We start from the raw sequence: 17213 nt of genomic DNA, 5'->3' as shown, positions 1-17213 counted from the left end.
CAAGATCAATCGATAATAGCTGCGGCAGCGAGGCTTGCAAATGCAGCGAGGAATGCTACTCCGACAGCACCAACTTTTGTGAAGAGGTTGAACGTGTCGCCCGGCGTTTCACGGTTTGACATGTTGAGGTAGACGAGCGCCGCCACGATAACAACAACCGAAAAGCCGAAAGCGGAAACCCACTGCCATAGCTCAGGCATGAAACCTCACAGACCCCGATCCAATTTCAAAGCTGCGGTTTCCTACCCGAATTTTATTACCACAGTGTGACCCAGTTAGTGCTTTCGGTTCCTGCGTGCAATGCACAGCCTGGTCGCAGTCCATCACCTGATTGTGATTAAGGGAGGCTCGAGCAGGCATTGGTGCCGCCTTCGAACTGCACACGCTTTTGTACAAGGCCAAAGAGATGGCTATCAGACGGAGAAAGCCGTGATATATCTGCCACTGGGCAAACATCCGTGCGCAGACTTCGCGCGGAAACGACAACACAAAGGTATGCATCATGACTTCGCCGTCATCTCCTCCGCAAATCGAACAGGAAGAACGTCTTGAACGACTGGTATCGTTACAAGGGAAGTTGAGAGAGCGCGGAATCGGCGGGCTTCTGCTCGGACCGACAGCAAGTTTGTGTTATTATACCGGCCTTGTCTGGCACATCAGCGAGCGTTTTCTGGGTGCCCTCGTTACCCCTTCGGAAATTATCTATATCGTTCCGGGTTTTGAACGGAGCCGGGTCGAGAGCCTGCCGCATCTGGCCGGGGAAATCAGCGTCTGGCAGGAAGAAGAAAGCCCGGCGGCGCTGATCTCATCGCTCCTCCCGGCCGACACCAAACTTGCGGTCGATGATGCCATCCCGCTGTTTTTCTATAATGCTCTCAGGCAAGAAATCCAGCCGGACCGGCTGCTCGACGGCGGCGAGCTGATCCGGGAACAACGTATCCGCAAGTCGGCCAAAGAAACCGCGATCATTCAGTATGCGATGGATCTGACACTTGAAGTCCACCGGCGGGCGCACGCACTCATCAAACCCGGCATTGCCGCAAGCGAAGTGGTGCGTTTTATCGATGAACAGCACCGCGCACTAGGCGCGGCGGGCGGCTCGACATTCTGTATTGTCTCCTTCGGGAGTGCAACCTCGCTGCCGCACGGCGCAGACGGCGAACAGTTTTATCAGCCGGGTGATGTTATCCTTGTGGACACGGGTTGCCGTATCGATGGCTACCATTCCGATCTCACGCGCACCTATATGCTGGACGAGCCTACAGCAGAATTCTCGCGCATTTGGGCAATCGAACGCGAAGCCCAACAAGCCGTTTTCGACGCGGCGAAGCTCGGCGCTGCTTGTTCCACCCTTGACGATGCAGCTCGCGCCACGCTCGTAAAGCACGGATTGGGACCGGATTATATCTTGCCTGGCCTTCCGCATCGCGCTGGCCATGGCCTTGGACTGGAAATTCACGAGGCCCCCTATATCGTCCGCGGGAACTCGCTCCCGCTTGCCGAAGGCATGTGCTTCTCCAACGAGCCGATGATCGTGGTTCCGAACCAGTTCGGCGTCCGTCTGGAAGACCATATCCATATGACGGCAACCGGACCGAAATGGTTCACCCAGCCCGCGAAAAGCCCAACAGAACCTTTCGCATAGATCTGCACAACTGCTATCGGACGGCTGGCATACCCGCCCAGCTCTCCGATTTCTTTTCACCAATACCGATCAGATCGACGGCGCGCGCTGCGATCTGATCGACTACCTCGTCAACCGATTGCGGTTTGAAGTAAAAGGCTGGAACCGGCGGCATGACGATCGCACCCATTTCAGTCACCGTGCACATATTGCGCAGATGGACCAGATGCAGCGGGGTTTCCCGTGCAATCAGCACCAGCTTGCGTCGTTCCTTCAGATGAACATCTGCTGCGCGGGTCAACAGACTGTCGCTATGCCCCGTCGCGATCGCTGCGAGTGTTCGCATGGAGCACGGCGCAATGATCATACCAGCGGTTGCGACTGATCCACTCGCGATCAGAGCACCTATCTCGCCCACAGAATAGCTTCTGTTCGCTAGCCTGTGCAGACGCGCATAACCATCGGGGCCTAATTCGTGGCGCAAAGTCTGCTGAGCGGCGTCCGATACAACCAGATGGGTCTCGACATCGTTTAAGACTGAAAGCTGCTCAAGCAGCTTGAGCGAGATAAGAGCGCCCGATGCGCCGGAGATGCCAACAACGACCCGTTTCACCGCATGTTTTCCTTATCCAATCCAAGCTCGCCCCACATCGCGTCCACACGCGCAATCACATCATCGCTCATTTTCAACACAGTGCCCCATTCCCGTTCGGTCTCGGCGCCAATCTTGTTGGTGGCATCAAGTCCAAGCTTTCCGCCCAGACCCGAACGCGGCGATGCGAAGTCGAGGTAATCCACTGGTGTATCGGTAAGCGTAACCAAGTCGCGGCTAGCATCGAAACGAGTGGCAAGCGCCCACATGACGTCATCCCAGTTGCGGATGTTTATATCAGGATCGACCGCGATTATGAGCTTTGTATAGCTGAACTGCGGCAGCATGGACCAAAGCCCCATCATCACCCGCCGTGCCTGACCGGGATAGCGCTTGTCGATCGAAACCACCATTGCACGGTAGGAACATGCTGCCGGGGGCAGCCACAAATCGATGATTTCCGGAAACTGTTTTCGCACAATCGGCACGAAAAGTTCGTTCATCACTTCGCCAAGCCTTGACGGCTCGTCTGGTGGACGCCCTGTGTAAGTCGAAAGATAGACGGGTTTCTTCCGCATGGTGATCGCCGTCACCTGCATGATCGGAAATTCCTCGACACTGTTGTAGTAGCCGGTGTGATCGCCATATGGACCCTCAGGTGCGGTAGCGGTTGTGGAAACCCGTCCTTCCAGAATGATTTCAGCGTTGGCGGGCACGCAAAGCGGCACGGTGCGCGCATCGACCACCGAAGGCCTCCGCCCGACAAGCAGGCCCGAAAAGGCAAGTTCGCTCATCCCTTCAGGCAAGGGCATGACGGCTGCAAGGATTGTCGCCGGATCGACCCCGATGGCCACTGCAACGGGCATATCCTCGCCGCGACGCTGCCACATGCGGTGATGGCGTGCGCCGCCTCGATGAGCAAGCCAGCGCATGATGAGCTTGTCATGTCCAAGCTTCTGCATGCGATAAATTCCAACATTGACATCGGAGGGATCGTCCGGTGCCTGTGTGATGACCAGTGGCCAAGTTACAAGCGGCGCAGGCTCTCCCGCCCAACACCACTGGATCGGCAGCAGATCGAGATTGACGGCTTCGTCTTCCAGTACCTTTTCCTGCGCCGGCGCATTTCGAACGTGACGAGGGCGCATGTTCAATGCAGCCTTTGCCAAAGGCAGCTTGCTCCATATTTCACCTGCCGAACGCGGCGCCTTTGGCGCTCGCAGTTCCGCAAGCATCTCGGCAAGGGCGGGAATTTCGTCGGCAGAACGGCCAAGTCCCAGAGCAATCCGCCGCCTGGAGCCAAAAAGGTTGGTGACTAAAGGTATTGAGTGCTGGCGCCCATCCGCATCGACGGTCTGTTCGAAAAGTAAAGCCGGACCATCATTCTCAAGCACTCGCTTATGGATTTCCGTTATCTCCTGGACGAGCGATACCGGACGCTTGATCCTGACGAGATCATTGCGTCGTTCAAGCTCCGACAAGAAACTTTGCAGACAGTCGTAATACGGCGGAAAAGATCGGGACGTTTTCATGGCCCATTCTTGAATAGCGAATTCTTTCGTCGTCTTTGATCTGAATCAAACTGTCCTTGGAATGAATCGCCTAATTCCGGCTCCACCTTGTAAGGCTCACCGGAGCTGGATGATGATGAAGATACCCCCGGCTGTGGCTGTTCCAGCCCGCTTTGTTCCGCCGTTTCTGATCGCCCCGTTTGTCTCGCGCATATTCTTTCAGGTGATGCGAGCTCATCCTGGTCTGTTCGAACGCCTCGGGGATTATGCGACGAAGCGTTTCCGTTTTCACCCGTCCGACATTCCATTTGCTTTTGTAATCGAGCCGGACAAGCCGCGCATCACGATCGTGCGCGAAAATGAGGCAACATTGGCCGATGCAGGCATCGAGGGACCGCTGGTCATGTTGCTTGCGCTCCTGGAGGGCAAACTTGATGGGGACGCACTGTTCTTTTCGCGGGATATTACCGTGACGGGCGACATGGAAGCCATGCTCGCGCTTCGTAATGCGCTGGATGATTGCAATATAGATCTTCCGTCCGATCTCGGCACAAGCGCCGGGCCATTTGCGCCAATGGTGCGCGGGATCGCAAATTATGTGCGAAGCAAAGCCTTGGGTAAGGAACCTGCGCAATGGAACTGATCTGCCCCGCGGGCACGCCATCGGCCTTACGCGAAGCGGTAGGGGCTGGCGCAGATGCCGTATATTGTGGTTTTCGCGATGAAACGAATGCGCGTAATTTCCCCGGTCTTAACTTCAGCCGTGAGGAACTAAGAGACGCAATCCAGTTTGCCCATTCCCGCAAGACGCAGGTCTTTGTTGCCATCAACACGTTCATGCGCGCGGGCGACGAACATATCTGGTACCGGGCAGTTGACGACGCATCGGCTCTCGGCGCCGACGCGGTGATCCTCGCTGATTTTGGACTGATGGCCTACACGGCCGAGAAACATCCGACGCAGCGGCTTCATGTATCCGTGCAGGCTTCCGCTTCCAATGCAGACGCAATTCAGTTTCTCATCGACGCGTTCAAGGCAAAGCGTGTCGTGCTGCCCCGCGTTTTGACAATCCCCGACATCGCGAAACTGGGCCGCAAGATCGCTTGCGAGATGGAAGTTTTCGTGTTTGGGGGATTATGCGTCATGGCGGAAGGACGCTGCTCACTGTCTTCTTACGCCACAGGCAGGTCGCCCAACATGAACGGCGTCTGTTCACCGGCCAGCCATGTTCGCTATCGGCAGGACGGGCAGGAACTGGTTTCAGAACTCGGCGAATATACGATCAATCGTTTCCCGGTAGGCGAACCTACCGGCTACCCAACGCTTTGCAAGGGCCGGTTCAACATTGCAGATGAGCAAGGCTATGCTTTCGAAGACCCCGTTTCGCTCGACGTCATGAACCATATAGACGAGTTGCGGGCGGCAGGGGTCTCAGCGCTCAAGATTGAAGGACGTCAACGCGGCAAGGCTTATGTCGGCGAGGTCGTATCCACCCTGCGCCAGACGCTTGCTGCGTCTCCCGAAAGCCGCGCAGCCTTGCTCTCGCGTCTTCGACTGCTGAGCGAAGGCCAGCAGACGACTTCAGGCGCATACGACAAACGCTGGAGATAGACATGTCAGCAGCGAGCCTCAGCCTCGGTCCCGTTCTCTTTCTGTGGGATGGCCCGAAATGGCGCGACTTTTACTTCCGTATCGCCGACGAAGCACCAGTAACGAACGTCACAGTCGGCGAAATCGTCTGTTCCAAGCGGCTCCATTTCCTGGCGCCCTATATGGACGCGGTGACAGAGAGGCTGCAGCGTGCGGGAAAGATAGTGAGCCTCGGTTCGCTGGCACTGGTCATGCTTGAGCGCGAAGCAAAACAGGTCCGTCAAACGATCGGGCAAGCGACATTGCCTGTTGAGGCGAACGACCTGTCCGCATTGGGACTTTTATCAGGCGTGCCGCATATGGTCGGTCCACTGGTCAATGTTTATAATGCGGCAACCGCCAAGGTTCTTGCCGCCCGCGGCGCGCAATCGATTTGTCTTCCGCCGGAGTTGCCCATCAGCTCCATCCGGGAGATTGTCAAAGCTGCACCGGATATTGCTTTCGAGATATTCACGTTCGGACGCGTGCCGCTCGCCATTTCAGCCCGTTGCGCGCATGCGCGGTCCAAGGGCCACATAAAGGACAATTGCCAGTTCGTATGCGGTGAAGAACCGGACGGGCTGCCTGTCAAGACGCTGGACAGCCAACCTTTCCTGGCTCTCAACGGTGTGCAAACGCTCTCTCACACCTGTCAGTCGCTGATTGAGGACCTGCCCGACCTTCAAGATGCGGGAATAAAGCGTTTCCGATTGTCACCCCAGGATTGCGATATGGTGGAAGTGGCCCGCATCCATGACGAAGTACTGAAACAAACAATCAGCCCTGATGAGGGAACAGCGCGCTTGCGAAAAATCTATCCCGACGTGCCGCTCTCGAACGGCTTCTTGCACGGAAATATCGGCGCTGCATGGATCAGCCGCCAGCGTTCAGCCGCGGCACATTAGGTCTGCGCAGCCTGGTATTCGAAAAGCGGCTGCAGCGACGTGTTGTCTGAACGAGACTACACCAAATTTCAATCGCGTTTCCTGAAAGCCGATGCGTCAATCGCGAGCTTTTGTAGACGGGCATAGAGGCTTCGGCGCGGCAATCGCAGCAGCTCCGCTGCAGCGCCGACGTCGCCGCTGAAACGGTCAAGCGTCGCGCGAATGACGCTTTCCTCAAAACGATCCATCTGCTCCGACAATGAAGGCGGGTTGGGTTCCGCGATAGGATCGTGACGCAGTCCCAGCACGACTTGTTTGGCGTAATTACGCAACTCGCGGACATTTCCTGACCATTCGTCCGAATTCAGCCTTGCTTCCATCGCTGCATCAATGGCTGGCCGCGATCGTCCAAACCGGGCCGCGGCCTCATCAAGAAAATAGGAGAAAAGCAAACCGATATCCTTCCGCCGCTCGCGCAACGGCGGGACACGGAGTCTCACCGTTTCAAGGCGATAGAACAGATCGGAACGGAAACGACCGGAGGCCACAGCTTCTTCCAGATTTCCTTTGGCAGCTGCGATGATCCTTAGATTCACTGCCCGCGGCTCGCCGGAAAGCGAGGGAAGCTCGCGCTCCTCGACAACCCGGAGTAACTTGCCCTGAACAGCCGGCGACATGCTGTCTATCTCATCGAGAAACAAAGTACCCCGGTCTGCATCGGCTATTCTTCCACGCTGGATGCGGCTGCCGAACAGCACCTCGTCCGCTATTGTATCGGGCAAAGCGGCGCAATCGACGGCAACGAAACCGCGTGCATGGCGCGCGCTCCAGCGGTGCAAAAGACGGGCCACCAGTTCCTTGCCTGTGCCGGTTTCGCCTTCGATCAACACGTCCACATCGACGCTGGCAAGCTGGCGGATCGTATCGCGCAACCGCATCATTACCGGTGTTTCGCCAAGCAAGGGATAATCCTGCTCTGCATCTGCTGCCGCGCGGCGAAGGCGACGGTTCTCCAATACCAGACGGCGCATTTCCAGTGCGCGGCGCACGCTCGATATAAGATGATCGGCGGCAAATGGCTTGGCAATGAAATCGAACGCACCCTTTTTGAGAGATGCCACAGCCATTCCAATGTCTCCATGCCCGGTCATCAAAATGACCGGCAATTCCGGGTCGCGTGCCAGTAATGCTTCCATCACCGCATGTCCATCGACGCGCGGCATACGAATATCGGTCACGACGATCCCCGGATAATCGGGCGTCAGGCTGCTCAAAGCCGACTGCCCGTCACCATGCGCCTCAATATCGAGACCTGCGATCTCAAAAGAATCGGCCAGGGCCGTACGAAATGCCGCATCATCGTCGACCAGCATCACCCGCAAGGGCTCACTTTCCGTCACAGTGTCCCTCCTTCTTTGCCCGCCTCAAAGTAGCGGCAAACGCCGCCCCGCCAAGCTGCGATGGAACGACATGCAATGTTCCTTCCATTTCAGTCATGAGGTCTCTTGCAATGCCCAGTCCCAGCCCCAGCCCATCCGCTTTTCCCGTTACAAAGGGGCTGAAAATCTCATTGGCCAGCTCGGGTTCAATCCCCTTGCCATTGTCGTCCACGACAAGGGAAATTTGATCGCCGTCCTCCCGGATGCTGAACGCAACGTAAGGATTTTGGCTGGTCGCCACCGCATCCAATGCATTCTGCAACAGGTTCACCAGCACCTGCTCGGATCGAATGCGGCAGGCAAGTATCGCCATGTCGGACCGCTCCGGTATATCCAGCCTGACCTTGGCGTTGCGGAACCGGTCGCCCATCAGCAGCATTGTGCCATCCACCAGCTCATTCACCGGAAGTGGATAAACAATACCGCTCCGGCGCCGGGCAAAGCGACGCATCTCCTGCGTGATGGAGCCTATACGAGCTGTGAGCTCCACCGACGTATTAAGGTTGCTGGCAACCTTGTCGAGCTTCCCGTTCGCCAGATGATGCTGCGCATTTTCCGCAAGTGTCCGAATGGTCGCCACCGGCTGATTGATTTCATGCACCAGCCCTGCGGTGATCGATCCAAGTGAGGCGAGCCGGTTCGCCTGGGCCAGCTCTTCCCGGGCATCGCGAAAGCGCTTGTCGGCCAGTTCGCGCTCCGCCATTTCGGCACTCAATGCCGCCGTGCGCTCCGCAACCGCACTTTCAAGCTCGTTACGATAAGCCGCAGCACGCGCAGCACGGCTTAAACGCCAATAAATAGCACCGGCGATTATGACGAAAGCGAGCATGGCGACCACCGTCACCAGACGCGCCAGATCGTTTGCGGCGCGTAACGCCGGTCCCGTTGGTTCTATATGGACCAGTCTCAGCGCTGTTCCAGCAATCGGCTCATCGACAGCGATTGAATATCCGCCGGAAGGCTCGATCATCATTCCTTCCGGTGCAAAGCGATAATTGCTTGGTTTCATATCTGCCGCATTGAACTGACCGCTTGCAATGATCCGGGTGCGTTCTGTGGTTGATATCGGCTGAAATGAACGAAGGTCTTCGAATTTATCCGTTGAGGCGAGTATGATGCCGCGGGGATCGACAACGAAGGTTTGTCCTGGATCGTTGGACCATGTCTGAACCAGCCTGTGAAACTCGAATTTTATCACGACCACACCGACCGGATCAGCCTGATCGCCAATGCGCCGCGCCAGGAACAGACCAAAGCGCCCGCTCAGGTCGCCTATGGCATAATATTCGGCAGACCCCGCCGCCATCGCGCCCTTGAAATAAGGGCGGAAATCATAATTGCGTCCTACGAAACTCTCCGGTGTATCGGCGTTCGAGGACGCGATAACAGTACCATCCCGCGCTATGACGTAGATGATTGGTGACCCGATCTGGCGTGCCACCAGTTCCAGTTTCTGGTTGAGACGCGCGGTGGCATCCCGCGAGCCACCGGCAAGCACATCGCGCAGATCGCTATATTCCTTCAAAACGACAGGCAGCAACCGGAACTTCGCCAGTTCGCTATCGATCAGACGCGTCTGTTGACGCGCTATAAGCGTCGCGTCCTGGCGAAGACGGTCAAGCGCCTCGCGTTCAGCCCATATCCCGGCGGAAAACCATACGCCAAGCGACAGCAAGAAAGCGAGGGCAACCAGGATGAGCTTTGTGATCTTCGTCAGCACCTTCATTTGTGCCGATTTATGCAAACATCACTAAAGAGTCACGCAGAATCTTGCACACACTTTTTGAGGAAACATAACCGAAACTGATAAAATCCATTTATTTTCAATGGTTTAAAATTTTTAGCCCGTTTGTCTGGCGATGTTTCCGTCCCTGCAGCATGTTAGCGCCACTTCGAAATAGGGAGTTTCGAAGGGAGGAGTTTAGCCGTGAACCACTTCAACACAGCGCCAGCACCGCAATCGATTTCCGAGACCGCTCCTGTCGGCCGGATCCCGGATATTGCGTGCTCGCAGCTAAAGCGGAGCGCGGACTGAGACTATTCACCAGCGCCGCGCAGTCCTTTTCTCACGATCTCAAACGGGAAGTGCAGAGACGGGCTAAGGCGATGGAAAAACGCCCCGAAGTCGTTTTGTCGAGCCGGTTCCCAAACAAGGGGCGAAATCAAAAATCGAGAGATTCGAAGGAGCAACCATGGTCTCAATTACAAACGAACGGAGTGAAGTGCGAAGCACCAACAGCCGCCTGAAATCCATTATCGGCGGCTCGACCGGCAATCTGGTCGAATGGTTCGACTGGTATGTCTACGCAGCATTTGCGCTCTATTTTGCACCGCACTTCTTTCCGTCCGATAACCAGACCGCCCAACTCATGAGCGCGGCTGCAGTCTTTGCGGTCGGCTTCGTCATGCGCCCTATCGGTGCCTGGATCATGGGCATTTATGCAGACCGCAAGGGCCGCAAGGCAGGTTTGGCGTTGTCCGTGACGCTGATGTGCGCAGGCTCGCTGATCATCGCACTCACGCCGGACTACCAGACCATTGGCCTTGCAGCCCCTGCCCTCCTCGTACTCGCGCGTTTGATGCAGGGCCTGTCGGTCGGCGGTGAATACGGCGCAAGCGCCACTTATCTCTCGGAAATGGCGGGCAAGGATCGTCGCGGCTTCTTCTCTTCTTTCCAGTATGTCACGCTCATATCGGGGCAGCTTCTCGCAATCCTGCTTCTGATCGTGCTTCAGTCGACCATGGAAACCGCGGCGCTGGAATCCTGGGGCTGGCGCATTCCGTTCTTCATCGGTGCACTGCTCGCGGTTGTCGTGTTCTGGCTCCGTCGCGGCCTTGCGGAAACCGAGAGCTTCAAGAATGCAAAAGCCAAGGATGCACCAAAATCCGGTTTCTGGACGCTTATCAAGCACCATCCCAAGGAAACCGCTCTCGTCATGCTTCTGACCGCTGGCGGCACGCTGGCCTTCTACGCCTACTCGATCTACATGCAGAAGTTTCTGGTGAACACCTCCGGTTTCAGCCGTGAAGTGGCAAGCCAGATCAACGCCGTCACATTGTTCGTCTTCATGTGTCTGCAGCCCATTGCTGGCGCTTTGTCGGACAAGATCGGCCGCAAGCCGCTGATGATTGCTTTCGGTGCAGCAGGTGTTCTTTTCACCTACCCGATCTTCACGACGCTCGAACAGACCCAGGACCCGATCACAGCCGGTTTGCTGGTCATGGGCGCACTGATCATCGTCACCGGTTACACCTCCATCAACGCTGTGGTGAAGGCGGAACTTTTCCCGGCACACATTCGTGCACTCGGCGTGGCGCTGCCCTATGCGCTTGCCAATACCCTCTTTGGTGGCACTGCCGAATACGTTGCGCTGAGCTTCAAGAATGGCGGTTGGGAACGCGGCTTTTATTGGTATGTCACCGTCATGATCGGCATTTCCCTGATTGTGTACCTGCGCATGCGCGATACCAGCAAGGACAGCATGATCAAGGAAGACTGACACAAGCCTCCCAAGCGCAGAGATGCCGGGCCTCGCGCCCGGCATTTTTCATTCTTCCTGCTGTATGGTCCGAAACCGCCCGGGGCTTTGCCCCATCCATTTATGAAATGCGCGATAAAAGGCGCTCGGTTCACTGTATCCGAGTTCGGCGGCAACTTCCGCTACACTTAAACGATTTTCCTGCAGAAGCCTTTCGGCAGCCACGAAGCGCAACTCATCCTTGATCGTGCTGAAACTCTGCCCTTCCCCCCGCAGCCTGCGCCGCAAGGTCGGCACGGACATGCCAAGCCCCGCTGCGAGTTCTGCGAAGGACGGCCATTCTGCGATTGGCAAGGCATTCAGCTGCGCGCGCACTCTGGCGGACAGATCGTTATCGTGGCGATAACGGATCAAAATATTGGCTGGAGCTTCGCGCAGAAAACTTTCAAGCGCCACATCACTCCGAATGATCGGCAGCGACAGATAGGATGAAGAAAAAACCAGTCGCGTGACCGGCTGGTCAAAGAGAACCGGCGCTCCGAAAAATTTATGATAATCCTGACGGTGGACAGGCGCCGGACAGGCAAAGTCGAGCGTCCGCAAGGGAATACGCCGCCCGATCAGCCAGCAGGCCACTCCCATCAGGATCAGCCAATAGGCACGATAGGCAAAGGCCGGTCTGGGCGGTCCGGCGTCGGTCAGAATGACATGAGCCATGCCGTCGCGGATTCGCAATTCGCCCCGCGGATCATCCAGCACGACATTTAGAAACTGCAAGGCGCGCCGCAAAGCACGTTCCAGCGTACCTGCATGTAAAACTGCGTGACAAAGCAGATTGAAGCTGCCGGGACGCATCGGCCTTGCAGCCAGCCCAAAGAATTCGTCATCAATCGTTTCGGCAATCAACCACCACAAACGACCGTATTCGACATTGGTGACCGGTTCCGTCACTCTTTCCGACAAGCCGATTTGTGCCATCAGGGGAACTACATCTATCCCCCGGAGGCGGACGCTCTCAAGCGCGTCATCCACAAAGCCCGGCGCTATATTATGGCGCTCCATGATTACCCAATATTGTAAAATCGATCACACATTAATGCATCTAATGTCATTGTTTGCAATGCATGGCGGGTTAACCTTCAAGAATGGTTGGCCACGAGGAGGTGGCGGTCAGGGAGGTTGTACTGGATGACTGAAACGTTCGTTTCAGCGCGGCTGGCGCGTTATGAAGATGCCGTCGCGCAATTTCGCATTGAAGATGCTATCGCAAGGCTTCACGGCAATCCTGAAACCGGCATCAATGCCTGTGTTGAATGCTGTGACCGGCATATCGGCGATGATCGCGTTGCTTTGCGCGCCATTGCGGCGAATGGCGAACTTTCTGAATTCACCTTCGAGTATCTGCGCGATATGGCCGCTCGCGCGGGCAATGTACTGAAAGATGCGGGTGTCGGCGCTGGCGATGTCGTTGCAGGTCTGTTGCCGCGCACGCCGGAACTCATTGCAACCATTCTGGGCGCGTGGCGTGTTGGCGCTATCTATCAGCCGCTTTTCACTGCCTTTGGCCCGAAAGCGATCGAACACCGGCTGAAAACCAGCGGCGCAAAACTGGTCGTCACGAATACGGCCAATCGCGCCAAGCTTGCTGAAGTCGAAAATTGCCCCAAGGTCGCTACCGTTCTCGCATCCGGTGAAAGCCTGCCCGCCGGGGACATTGATTTTCGCCAAGCGACTGCGTCCGCTTCGGTTGACTGCCCTCCGGTTATTCGCACGGGCAGCGATCTGTTCATGATGATGTCGACCTCTGGTACGGCTGGCCTTCCGAAAGGCGTACCGGTCCCGCTTTATGCGCTGATAGCATTCGGCGCCTATATGCGCGACGCTATTGGTCTGCGATCCGACGATGTTTTCTGGAATATTGCCGATCCCGGCTGGGCATATGGTCTTTATTATGCGGTGACGGGACCGTTGCAGCTTGGCATGGCAACCACGCTGTATGAAGGCGGTTTCACCGCTGAAAGCACTTACGACATCATTGAGCGTCTCGGTGTTACGAGCCTTGCCGGTTCACCCACCGCCTTCCGGCTGCTGATGGCGGAAGGACCGGAAGCAGCCAAGCGCGTCAAGGGCCGCTTGCGTGCGGTGTCGAGCGCAGGAGAACCGCTCAACCCGGAAGTCATTCGCTGGTTTGACTCCCATCTCGGTGCACCGATCTATGATCATTATGGTCAGACAGAACTCGGCATGGTGGTCAATAATCATCACGGGCTCGAACACTCGGTCCGGCATGGGTCGGCCGGTTACGCCATGCCTGGTTATCGCGTGGCCGTTCTGGATGACCAAGACAACGAACTCGGCCCTAACCAGCCCGGCATTCTCGCCATTGATATAGCAAAATCGCCGCTTCTCTGGTTTTCCGGCTATTACCGCCAAGAAACGCCAGCCATTGCGGGCGGCTACTATCGCACTGGCGACACCGTGGAATTCGAGCCGGATGGTTCGATCAGTTTCATCGGCCGTGCTGACGACGTTATAACATCATCCGGTTACCGCATCGGACCATTCGACGTGGAAAGCGCCCTTCTGGAACATGCAGCCGTCAATGAAGCGGCGGTCGTGGGCGTACCGAACCCGCAAAGAACGGAAATTGTGAAGGCTTTCGTTATTCTTGCGCCCGGTTTCGAAGGTACGCAGGAACTGAAAGACGAATTGGCACTGCATGTGAAGACAAGGCTCTCCGCCATGCCTATCCGCGTGAAATCGACTTTCTAAGCGAACTCCCCAAGACACCCAGCGGAAAAATCCAGCGTTTCCTCCTGCGTAAGGCGGAAATCGACAAACAACAACAATCCAAGGCCTGAGGACAAGAATATGCAGATTAGGGATCGGGTATTCCTTATTACCGGCGCAGGCTCCGGCCTCGGTGCTGCGGTTGCGAAAATGGCCGTCGACGCCGGTAGCAAGGTCGTGCTTCTCGATGTGAATGCGGAAGCAGGCGAATCCCAGGCCAAGGCGCTCGGCGCGGCAGCAAAGTTCCACCGTACGGATGTCACAAGCGACGATGATAGCAAAGCAGCTATAGCAGCCGCACTGGAAGCGTTCGGGCGCGTCGATGTACTCGTCAATTGTGCAGGTGTGGCGCCGGGCGAAAAGGTTCTCGGCCGCGAGGGCGCCCATAAACTGGATAGCTTCGCGCGCGCAATTTCGATCAATCTGATCGGTACGTTCAATATGCTGCGCCTTGCCGCCGAAGCCATGGCAAAAAACGAACCCGGCGAAGGCGGGGAGCGCGGCGTCATCATCAATACCGCATCGGTTGCAGCCTTTGACGGCCAGATCGGCCAGGCAGCCTATTCCGCTTCCAAGGGTGGCGTTGCCGCCATGACCTTGCCGATCGCCCGCGAACTTGCGCGTCACGGCATCCGCGTCGTGACCATCGCACCGGGAATTTTTGCCACCCCGATGATGGCAGGCATGCCGCAGGAAGTGCAGGATGCGCTTGGTGCCTCCGTGCCGTTCCCGCCTCGCCTCGGACGCCCTGAAGAATATGCGGCTCTTGCCGGCCATATCGTGGAAAACCAGATGCTCAACGGTGAAGTCATCCGTTTGGACGGCGCATTGCGCATGGCAGCGAAATAAAGCAATTCCAGGAAAAATGAAAACCGGTTTTCGGCCAGGAATTGCTTACAGAAGAACCAGCGAGGAACGATCATGTCCAACAGCGATCCTATTGTCATTGTCGGTGCTTCCCGTACTCCCATGGGCGGCTTTCAGGGCGATTTTGCCAGCATCCAGGCCACGGACCTTGGAGCAGCGGCCATTCGTGGCGCACTTGCAGGCGCGGGACTTGCGCCCGAAGCGGTCGAAGACGTCTATATGGGCTGCGTCCTGCCTGCCGGTCAGGGACAGGCTCCTGCGCGTCAGGCTTCGATCAAGGCCGGAATACCCGTTTGCACCGGCGCGACGACCGTCAACAAGATGTGCGGCTCGGGAATGAAAGCAACCATGCTCGCCCATGATCTTCTGCTGGCGGGCTCCGCCAATGTGATCGTTTCGGGCGGCATGGAAAGCATGACCAATGCCCCCTATTTACTGCCAAAGGCGCGTGGTGGATATCGCATGGGGCATGGCCAGATTATCGACCATATGTTCCTCGACGGACTTGAAGATGCTTATGACAAAGGCCGGCTGATGGGCACATTTGCCGAAGATTGCGCCGAAGTCTATCAGTTCACCCGTGAAGCTCAGGATGAATTCGCCATTGCCTCCCTGACGCGTGCGCAGAATGCTATCAAAGATGGTCTTTTCGCCGCCGAAATCACGCCCGTTACCGTAAAGGCCGGGCGCAACGAAGTTGAAGTTTCGATCGACGAACAGCCCGGCAAGGCGAAACTGGACAAGATTCCTACCCTTCGTCCGGCATTTCGCGACGGCGGCACTGTGACGGCGGCCAACTCCTCCTCTATCTCCGATGGTGCGGCGGCCCTTGTCCTCATGCGTGCATCCGAAGCAGAGAAACGCGGGCTTACGCCGCGGGCGGTTCTGGTCGGCCATGCAACCCATGCCGACAAGCCGAACCTTTATCCCACTGCTCCCATTGGGGCGATAAGCAAGCTTTCCGAGAAAATCGGCTGGAATCTCAGTGACGTCGATCTCTTTGAGATCAATGAAGCTTTTGCGGTTGTTGCCATGGCCGCCATGCGCGATCTCGATCTGCCGCACGACAAGGTTAATATTCATGGCGGCGCTTGCGCGCTGGGCCACCCAATCGGCGCATCGGGTGCCCGCATTCTTGTCACATTGCTGTCGGCCCTCGAAACCCATGGATTGAAGCGCGGCGTGGCTGGCATTTGCCTTGGCGGTGGCGAGGCAACCGCCGTAGGCATTGAGAGGATTGTCTGATGCTCTTGAATGACACGCAGGAGCAGATTCGCGAAGCTGCCCGGCAGTTCGCACAGGAAAGGCTTGCCCCGGGTGCTGCCATCCGCGACAGGGAGCACGCCTTTCCGCGCGCAGAACTCACCGAAATGGGAGAGCTTGGCTTTCTCGGAATGCTGGTGCCTGAAGAATGGGGCGGCTCCGATCTCGGGACGGTTGCATATGCGCTGGCGCTGGAAGAGATTGCCGCCGGCGATGGGGCATGTTCGACCATCGTTTCGGTCCATTCATCGGTCGGCTGCGTTCCCATCCTCCGTTTCGGCACCGAAGAGCAGAAACAGCGGTTTCTGCCAAAAATGGCGTCTGGCGAATGGATTGGCGGGTTCGCATTGACAGAACCCCAAGCTGGTTCCGATGCCTCCGCGCTGAAAACGCGTGCGCGCCGCGATGGTGATCATTATGTGATCGATGGCTCCAAACAGTTCATCACGTCAGGCAAGAATGGGAACGTGGTGATCGTGTTTGCCGTTACCGATCCTTCGGCGGGAAAGAAAGGTATTTCGGCATTCATCGTGCCTACCGATACGCCGGGTTACGAGGTTGTCTCAGTCGAACACAAGCTCGGCCAGCATTCGTCCGATACATGTGCGCTTGCTTTCACCAATATGCGCATTCCAGCGGAAAACAGGCTGGGTGAAGAGGGGCAGGGCTACAAGATAGCACTTGCCAATCTGGAAGGGGGGCGCATCGGCATTGCCGCTCAATCGGTCGGCATGGCGCGCGCGGCGTTTGAAGCGGCATGTGCCTACGCCAAGGAACGCGTTACGTTCGGAAAGCCAATCATCGAGCATCAAGCAATCGCGTTCCGGCTCGCGGATATGGCAACAAAAATCGAATCGGCCCGACAGATGGTGCTCCACGCAGCCGCATTGCGTGAGGCAGGCAAGCCTTGCCTGACAGAAGCCTCAATGGCCAAACTCGTCGCTTCCGAAATGGCTGAGCAGGTCTGCTCAGCGGCAATCCAGATTCATGGCGGCTATGGATATCTGGCGGACTATCCCATCGAGCGCATTTACCGCGATGTTCGCGTCTGCCAGATTTACGAAGGCACCAGCGACGTGCAACGTCTCGTCATAGCGCGAGGTTTGTGACAGTCATCTGCGATAGTGTTTGCAAG

The 17213-nt window shown here is 56.8% G+C and carries 14 protein-coding genes and 1 pseudogene; 9 read left to right on the top strand and 6 right to left on the bottom strand.

Going from position 1 to position 17213, the window contains the following annotated elements:
• Positions 1–5: 5 nt before the first annotated feature.
• A complete protein-coding gene (locus F9K78_RS07715) occupies positions 6–200 on the bottom strand; it encodes a hypothetical protein (RefSeq protein ID WP_121980939.1) in 195 nt (64 codons plus the stop codon).
• Between the two features lie 302 nt (positions 201–502).
• On the opposite strand from F9K78_RS07715, the gene F9K78_RS07710 reads away from it, so the two are divergent.
• Entirely contained in the window at positions 503–1645 is a 1143-nt protein-coding gene (locus tag F9K78_RS07710) for a M24 family metallopeptidase (RefSeq protein WP_121986338.1), read from the top strand.
• A 13-nt stretch (positions 1646–1658) separates the two neighbouring features.
• Here the strand turns inward: F9K78_RS07710 and F9K78_RS07705 are convergent, their stop codons facing one another.
• Positions 1659–2237 carry a UbiX family flavin prenyltransferase gene (locus tag F9K78_RS07705; protein WP_121986337.1) on the bottom strand — a complete coding sequence of 193 codons (579 nt, stop codon included), beginning with the start codon at positions 2235–2237 and terminating at the stop codon, positions 1659–1661.
• The gene (locus F9K78_RS07700; RefSeq protein WP_121986336.1) at positions 2234–3748 is read right to left on the bottom strand and encodes a UbiD family decarboxylase; all 1515 of its coding nucleotides are present in this window, start codon (positions 3746–3748) and stop codon (positions 2234–2236) included. Before F9K78_RS07700 ends, F9K78_RS07705 begins: the two co-directional genes overlap by 4 nt.
• A 112-nt stretch (positions 3749–3860) precedes the next feature.
• Between F9K78_RS07700 and ubiT the strand changes: the two genes are divergently transcribed.
• Genes ubiT through ubiV form a run of 3 tightly spaced genes read left to right on the top strand, consistent with a single transcriptional unit; the run spans position 3861 to position 6261 of the window.
• A complete protein-coding gene (gene ubiT / locus F9K78_RS07695) occupies positions 3861–4370 on the top strand; it encodes a ubiquinone anaerobic biosynthesis accessory factor UbiT (RefSeq protein WP_121986335.1) in 510 nt (169 codons plus the stop codon).
• A complete protein-coding gene (gene ubiU, locus F9K78_RS07690) occupies positions 4361–5338 on the top strand; it encodes a ubiquinone anaerobic biosynthesis protein UbiU (protein ID WP_121980944.1) in 978 nt (325 codons plus the stop codon). The genes ubiT and ubiU overlap by 10 nt, the downstream gene beginning before the upstream one ends.
• Before the next feature lie 2 nt (positions 5339–5340).
• Positions 5341–6261 (top strand): ubiquinone anaerobic biosynthesis protein UbiV, encoded by a 921-nt coding sequence (gene ubiV, locus F9K78_RS07685; RefSeq protein ID WP_121980945.1) that lies wholly within the window; start codon positions 5341–5343, stop codon positions 6259–6261.
• A gap of 68 nt (positions 6262–6329) precedes the next feature.
• Here the strand turns inward: ubiV and F9K78_RS07680 are convergent, their stop codons facing one another.
• On the bottom strand, positions 6330–7640 hold the full coding sequence (locus tag F9K78_RS07680) for a sigma-54-dependent transcriptional regulator (RefSeq protein WP_121986334.1): 1311 nt from the start codon (positions 7638–7640) through the stop codon (positions 6330–6332).
• On the bottom strand, positions 7627–9405 hold the full coding sequence (locus F9K78_RS07675; protein WP_151682117.1) for a sensor histidine kinase: 1779 nt from the start codon (positions 9403–9405) through the stop codon (positions 7627–7629). Before F9K78_RS07675 ends, F9K78_RS07680 begins: the two co-directional genes overlap by 14 nt.
• A 466-nt stretch (positions 9406–9871) precedes the next feature.
• Between F9K78_RS07675 and F9K78_RS07670 the strand changes: the two genes are divergently transcribed.
• Positions 9872–11179 carry an MFS transporter gene (locus F9K78_RS07670; protein ID WP_121981151.1) on the top strand — a complete coding sequence of 436 codons (1308 nt, stop codon included), beginning with the start codon at positions 9872–9874 and terminating at the stop codon, positions 11177–11179.
• Between the two features lie 48 nt (positions 11180–11227).
• Here the strand turns inward: F9K78_RS07670 and F9K78_RS07665 are convergent, their stop codons facing one another.
• A complete protein-coding gene (locus tag F9K78_RS07665; protein ID WP_121986333.1) occupies positions 11228–12220 on the bottom strand; it encodes an AraC family transcriptional regulator in 993 nt (330 codons plus the stop codon).
• Between the two features lie 126 nt (positions 12221–12346).
• Here F9K78_RS07665 and F9K78_RS07660 point away from each other — a divergent pair.
• The 4 genes and pseudogenes from F9K78_RS07660 (at position 12347) to F9K78_RS07645 (ending at position 17187) form a co-directional block, all read left to right on the top strand.
• A pseudogene (locus F9K78_RS07660) lies at positions 12347–14019 on the top strand (acyl-CoA synthetase).
• A 10-nt stretch (positions 14020–14029) separates the two neighbouring features.
• The gene (locus tag F9K78_RS07655; protein ID WP_121986331.1) at positions 14030–14797 is read left to right on the top strand and encodes a 3-hydroxyacyl-CoA dehydrogenase; all 768 of its coding nucleotides are present in this window, start codon (positions 14030–14032) and stop codon (positions 14795–14797) included.
• Between the two features lie 72 nt (positions 14798–14869).
• Positions 14870–16060 (top strand): acetyl-CoA C-acyltransferase, encoded by a 1191-nt coding sequence (locus tag F9K78_RS07650; RefSeq protein ID WP_151682116.1) that lies wholly within the window; start codon positions 14870–14872, stop codon positions 16058–16060.
• Positions 16060–17187 carry an acyl-CoA dehydrogenase family protein gene (locus F9K78_RS07645; protein WP_121986329.1) on the top strand — a complete coding sequence of 376 codons (1128 nt, stop codon included), beginning with the start codon at positions 16060–16062 and terminating at the stop codon, positions 17185–17187. The genes F9K78_RS07650 and F9K78_RS07645 overlap by 1 nt, the downstream gene beginning before the upstream one ends.
• The last annotated feature ends 26 nt before the right edge of the window (positions 17188–17213 follow it).

It is taken from the genome of Brucella pseudintermedia, assembly GCF_008932435.1.
Lineage (GTDB): Bacteria > Pseudomonadota > Alphaproteobacteria > Rhizobiales > Rhizobiaceae > Brucella > Brucella pseudintermedia.
Note: the sequence above shows the minus strand (reverse complement) of the source record. Positions and strands in the feature narration are given on the sequence as shown.

Excerpts from the sequence above, each read along its gene's own strand:
- F9K78_RS07655 (WP_121986331.1), top strand. The coding sequence starts at position 14,030 with ATGCAGATTAGGGATCGGGTATTCCTTATTACCGGCGCAGGCTCCGGC.
- ubiT (WP_121986335.1), top strand. The coding sequence starts at position 3,861 with ATGATGAAGATACCCCCGGCTGTGGCTGTTCCAGCCCGCTTTGTTCCG.
- F9K78_RS07645 (WP_121986329.1), top strand. The coding sequence starts at position 16,060 with ATGCTCTTGAATGACACGCAGGAGCAGATTCGCGAAGCTGCCCGGCAG.
- F9K78_RS07650 (WP_151682116.1), top strand. The coding sequence starts at position 14,870 with ATGTCCAACAGCGATCCTATTGTCATTGTCGGTGCTTCCCGTACTCCC.
- F9K78_RS07700 (WP_121986336.1), bottom strand. The coding sequence starts at position 3,748 with ATGAAAACGTCCCGATCTTTTCCGCCGTATTACGACTGTCTGCAAAGT.
- F9K78_RS07670 (WP_121981151.1), top strand. The coding sequence starts at position 9,872 with ATGGTCTCAATTACAAACGAACGGAGTGAAGTGCGAAGCACCAACAGC.
- ubiV (WP_121980945.1), top strand. The coding sequence starts at position 5,341 with ATGTCAGCAGCGAGCCTCAGCCTCGGTCCCGTTCTCTTTCTGTGGGAT.
- F9K78_RS07710 (WP_121986338.1), top strand. The coding sequence starts at position 503 with ATGACTTCGCCGTCATCTCCTCCGCAAATCGAACAGGAAGAACGTCTT.
- ubiU (WP_121980944.1), top strand. The coding sequence starts at position 4,361 with ATGGAACTGATCTGCCCCGCGGGCACGCCATCGGCCTTACGCGAAGCG.
- F9K78_RS07665 (WP_121986333.1), bottom strand. The coding sequence starts at position 12,220 with ATGGAGCGCCATAATATAGCGCCGGGCTTTGTGGATGACGCGCTTGAG.
- F9K78_RS07715 (WP_121980939.1), bottom strand. The coding sequence starts at position 200 with ATGCCTGAGCTATGGCAGTGGGTTTCCGCTTTCGGCTTTTCGGTTGTT.
- F9K78_RS07675 (WP_151682117.1), bottom strand. The coding sequence starts at position 9,405 with ATGAAGGTGCTGACGAAGATCACAAAGCTCATCCTGGTTGCCCTCGCT.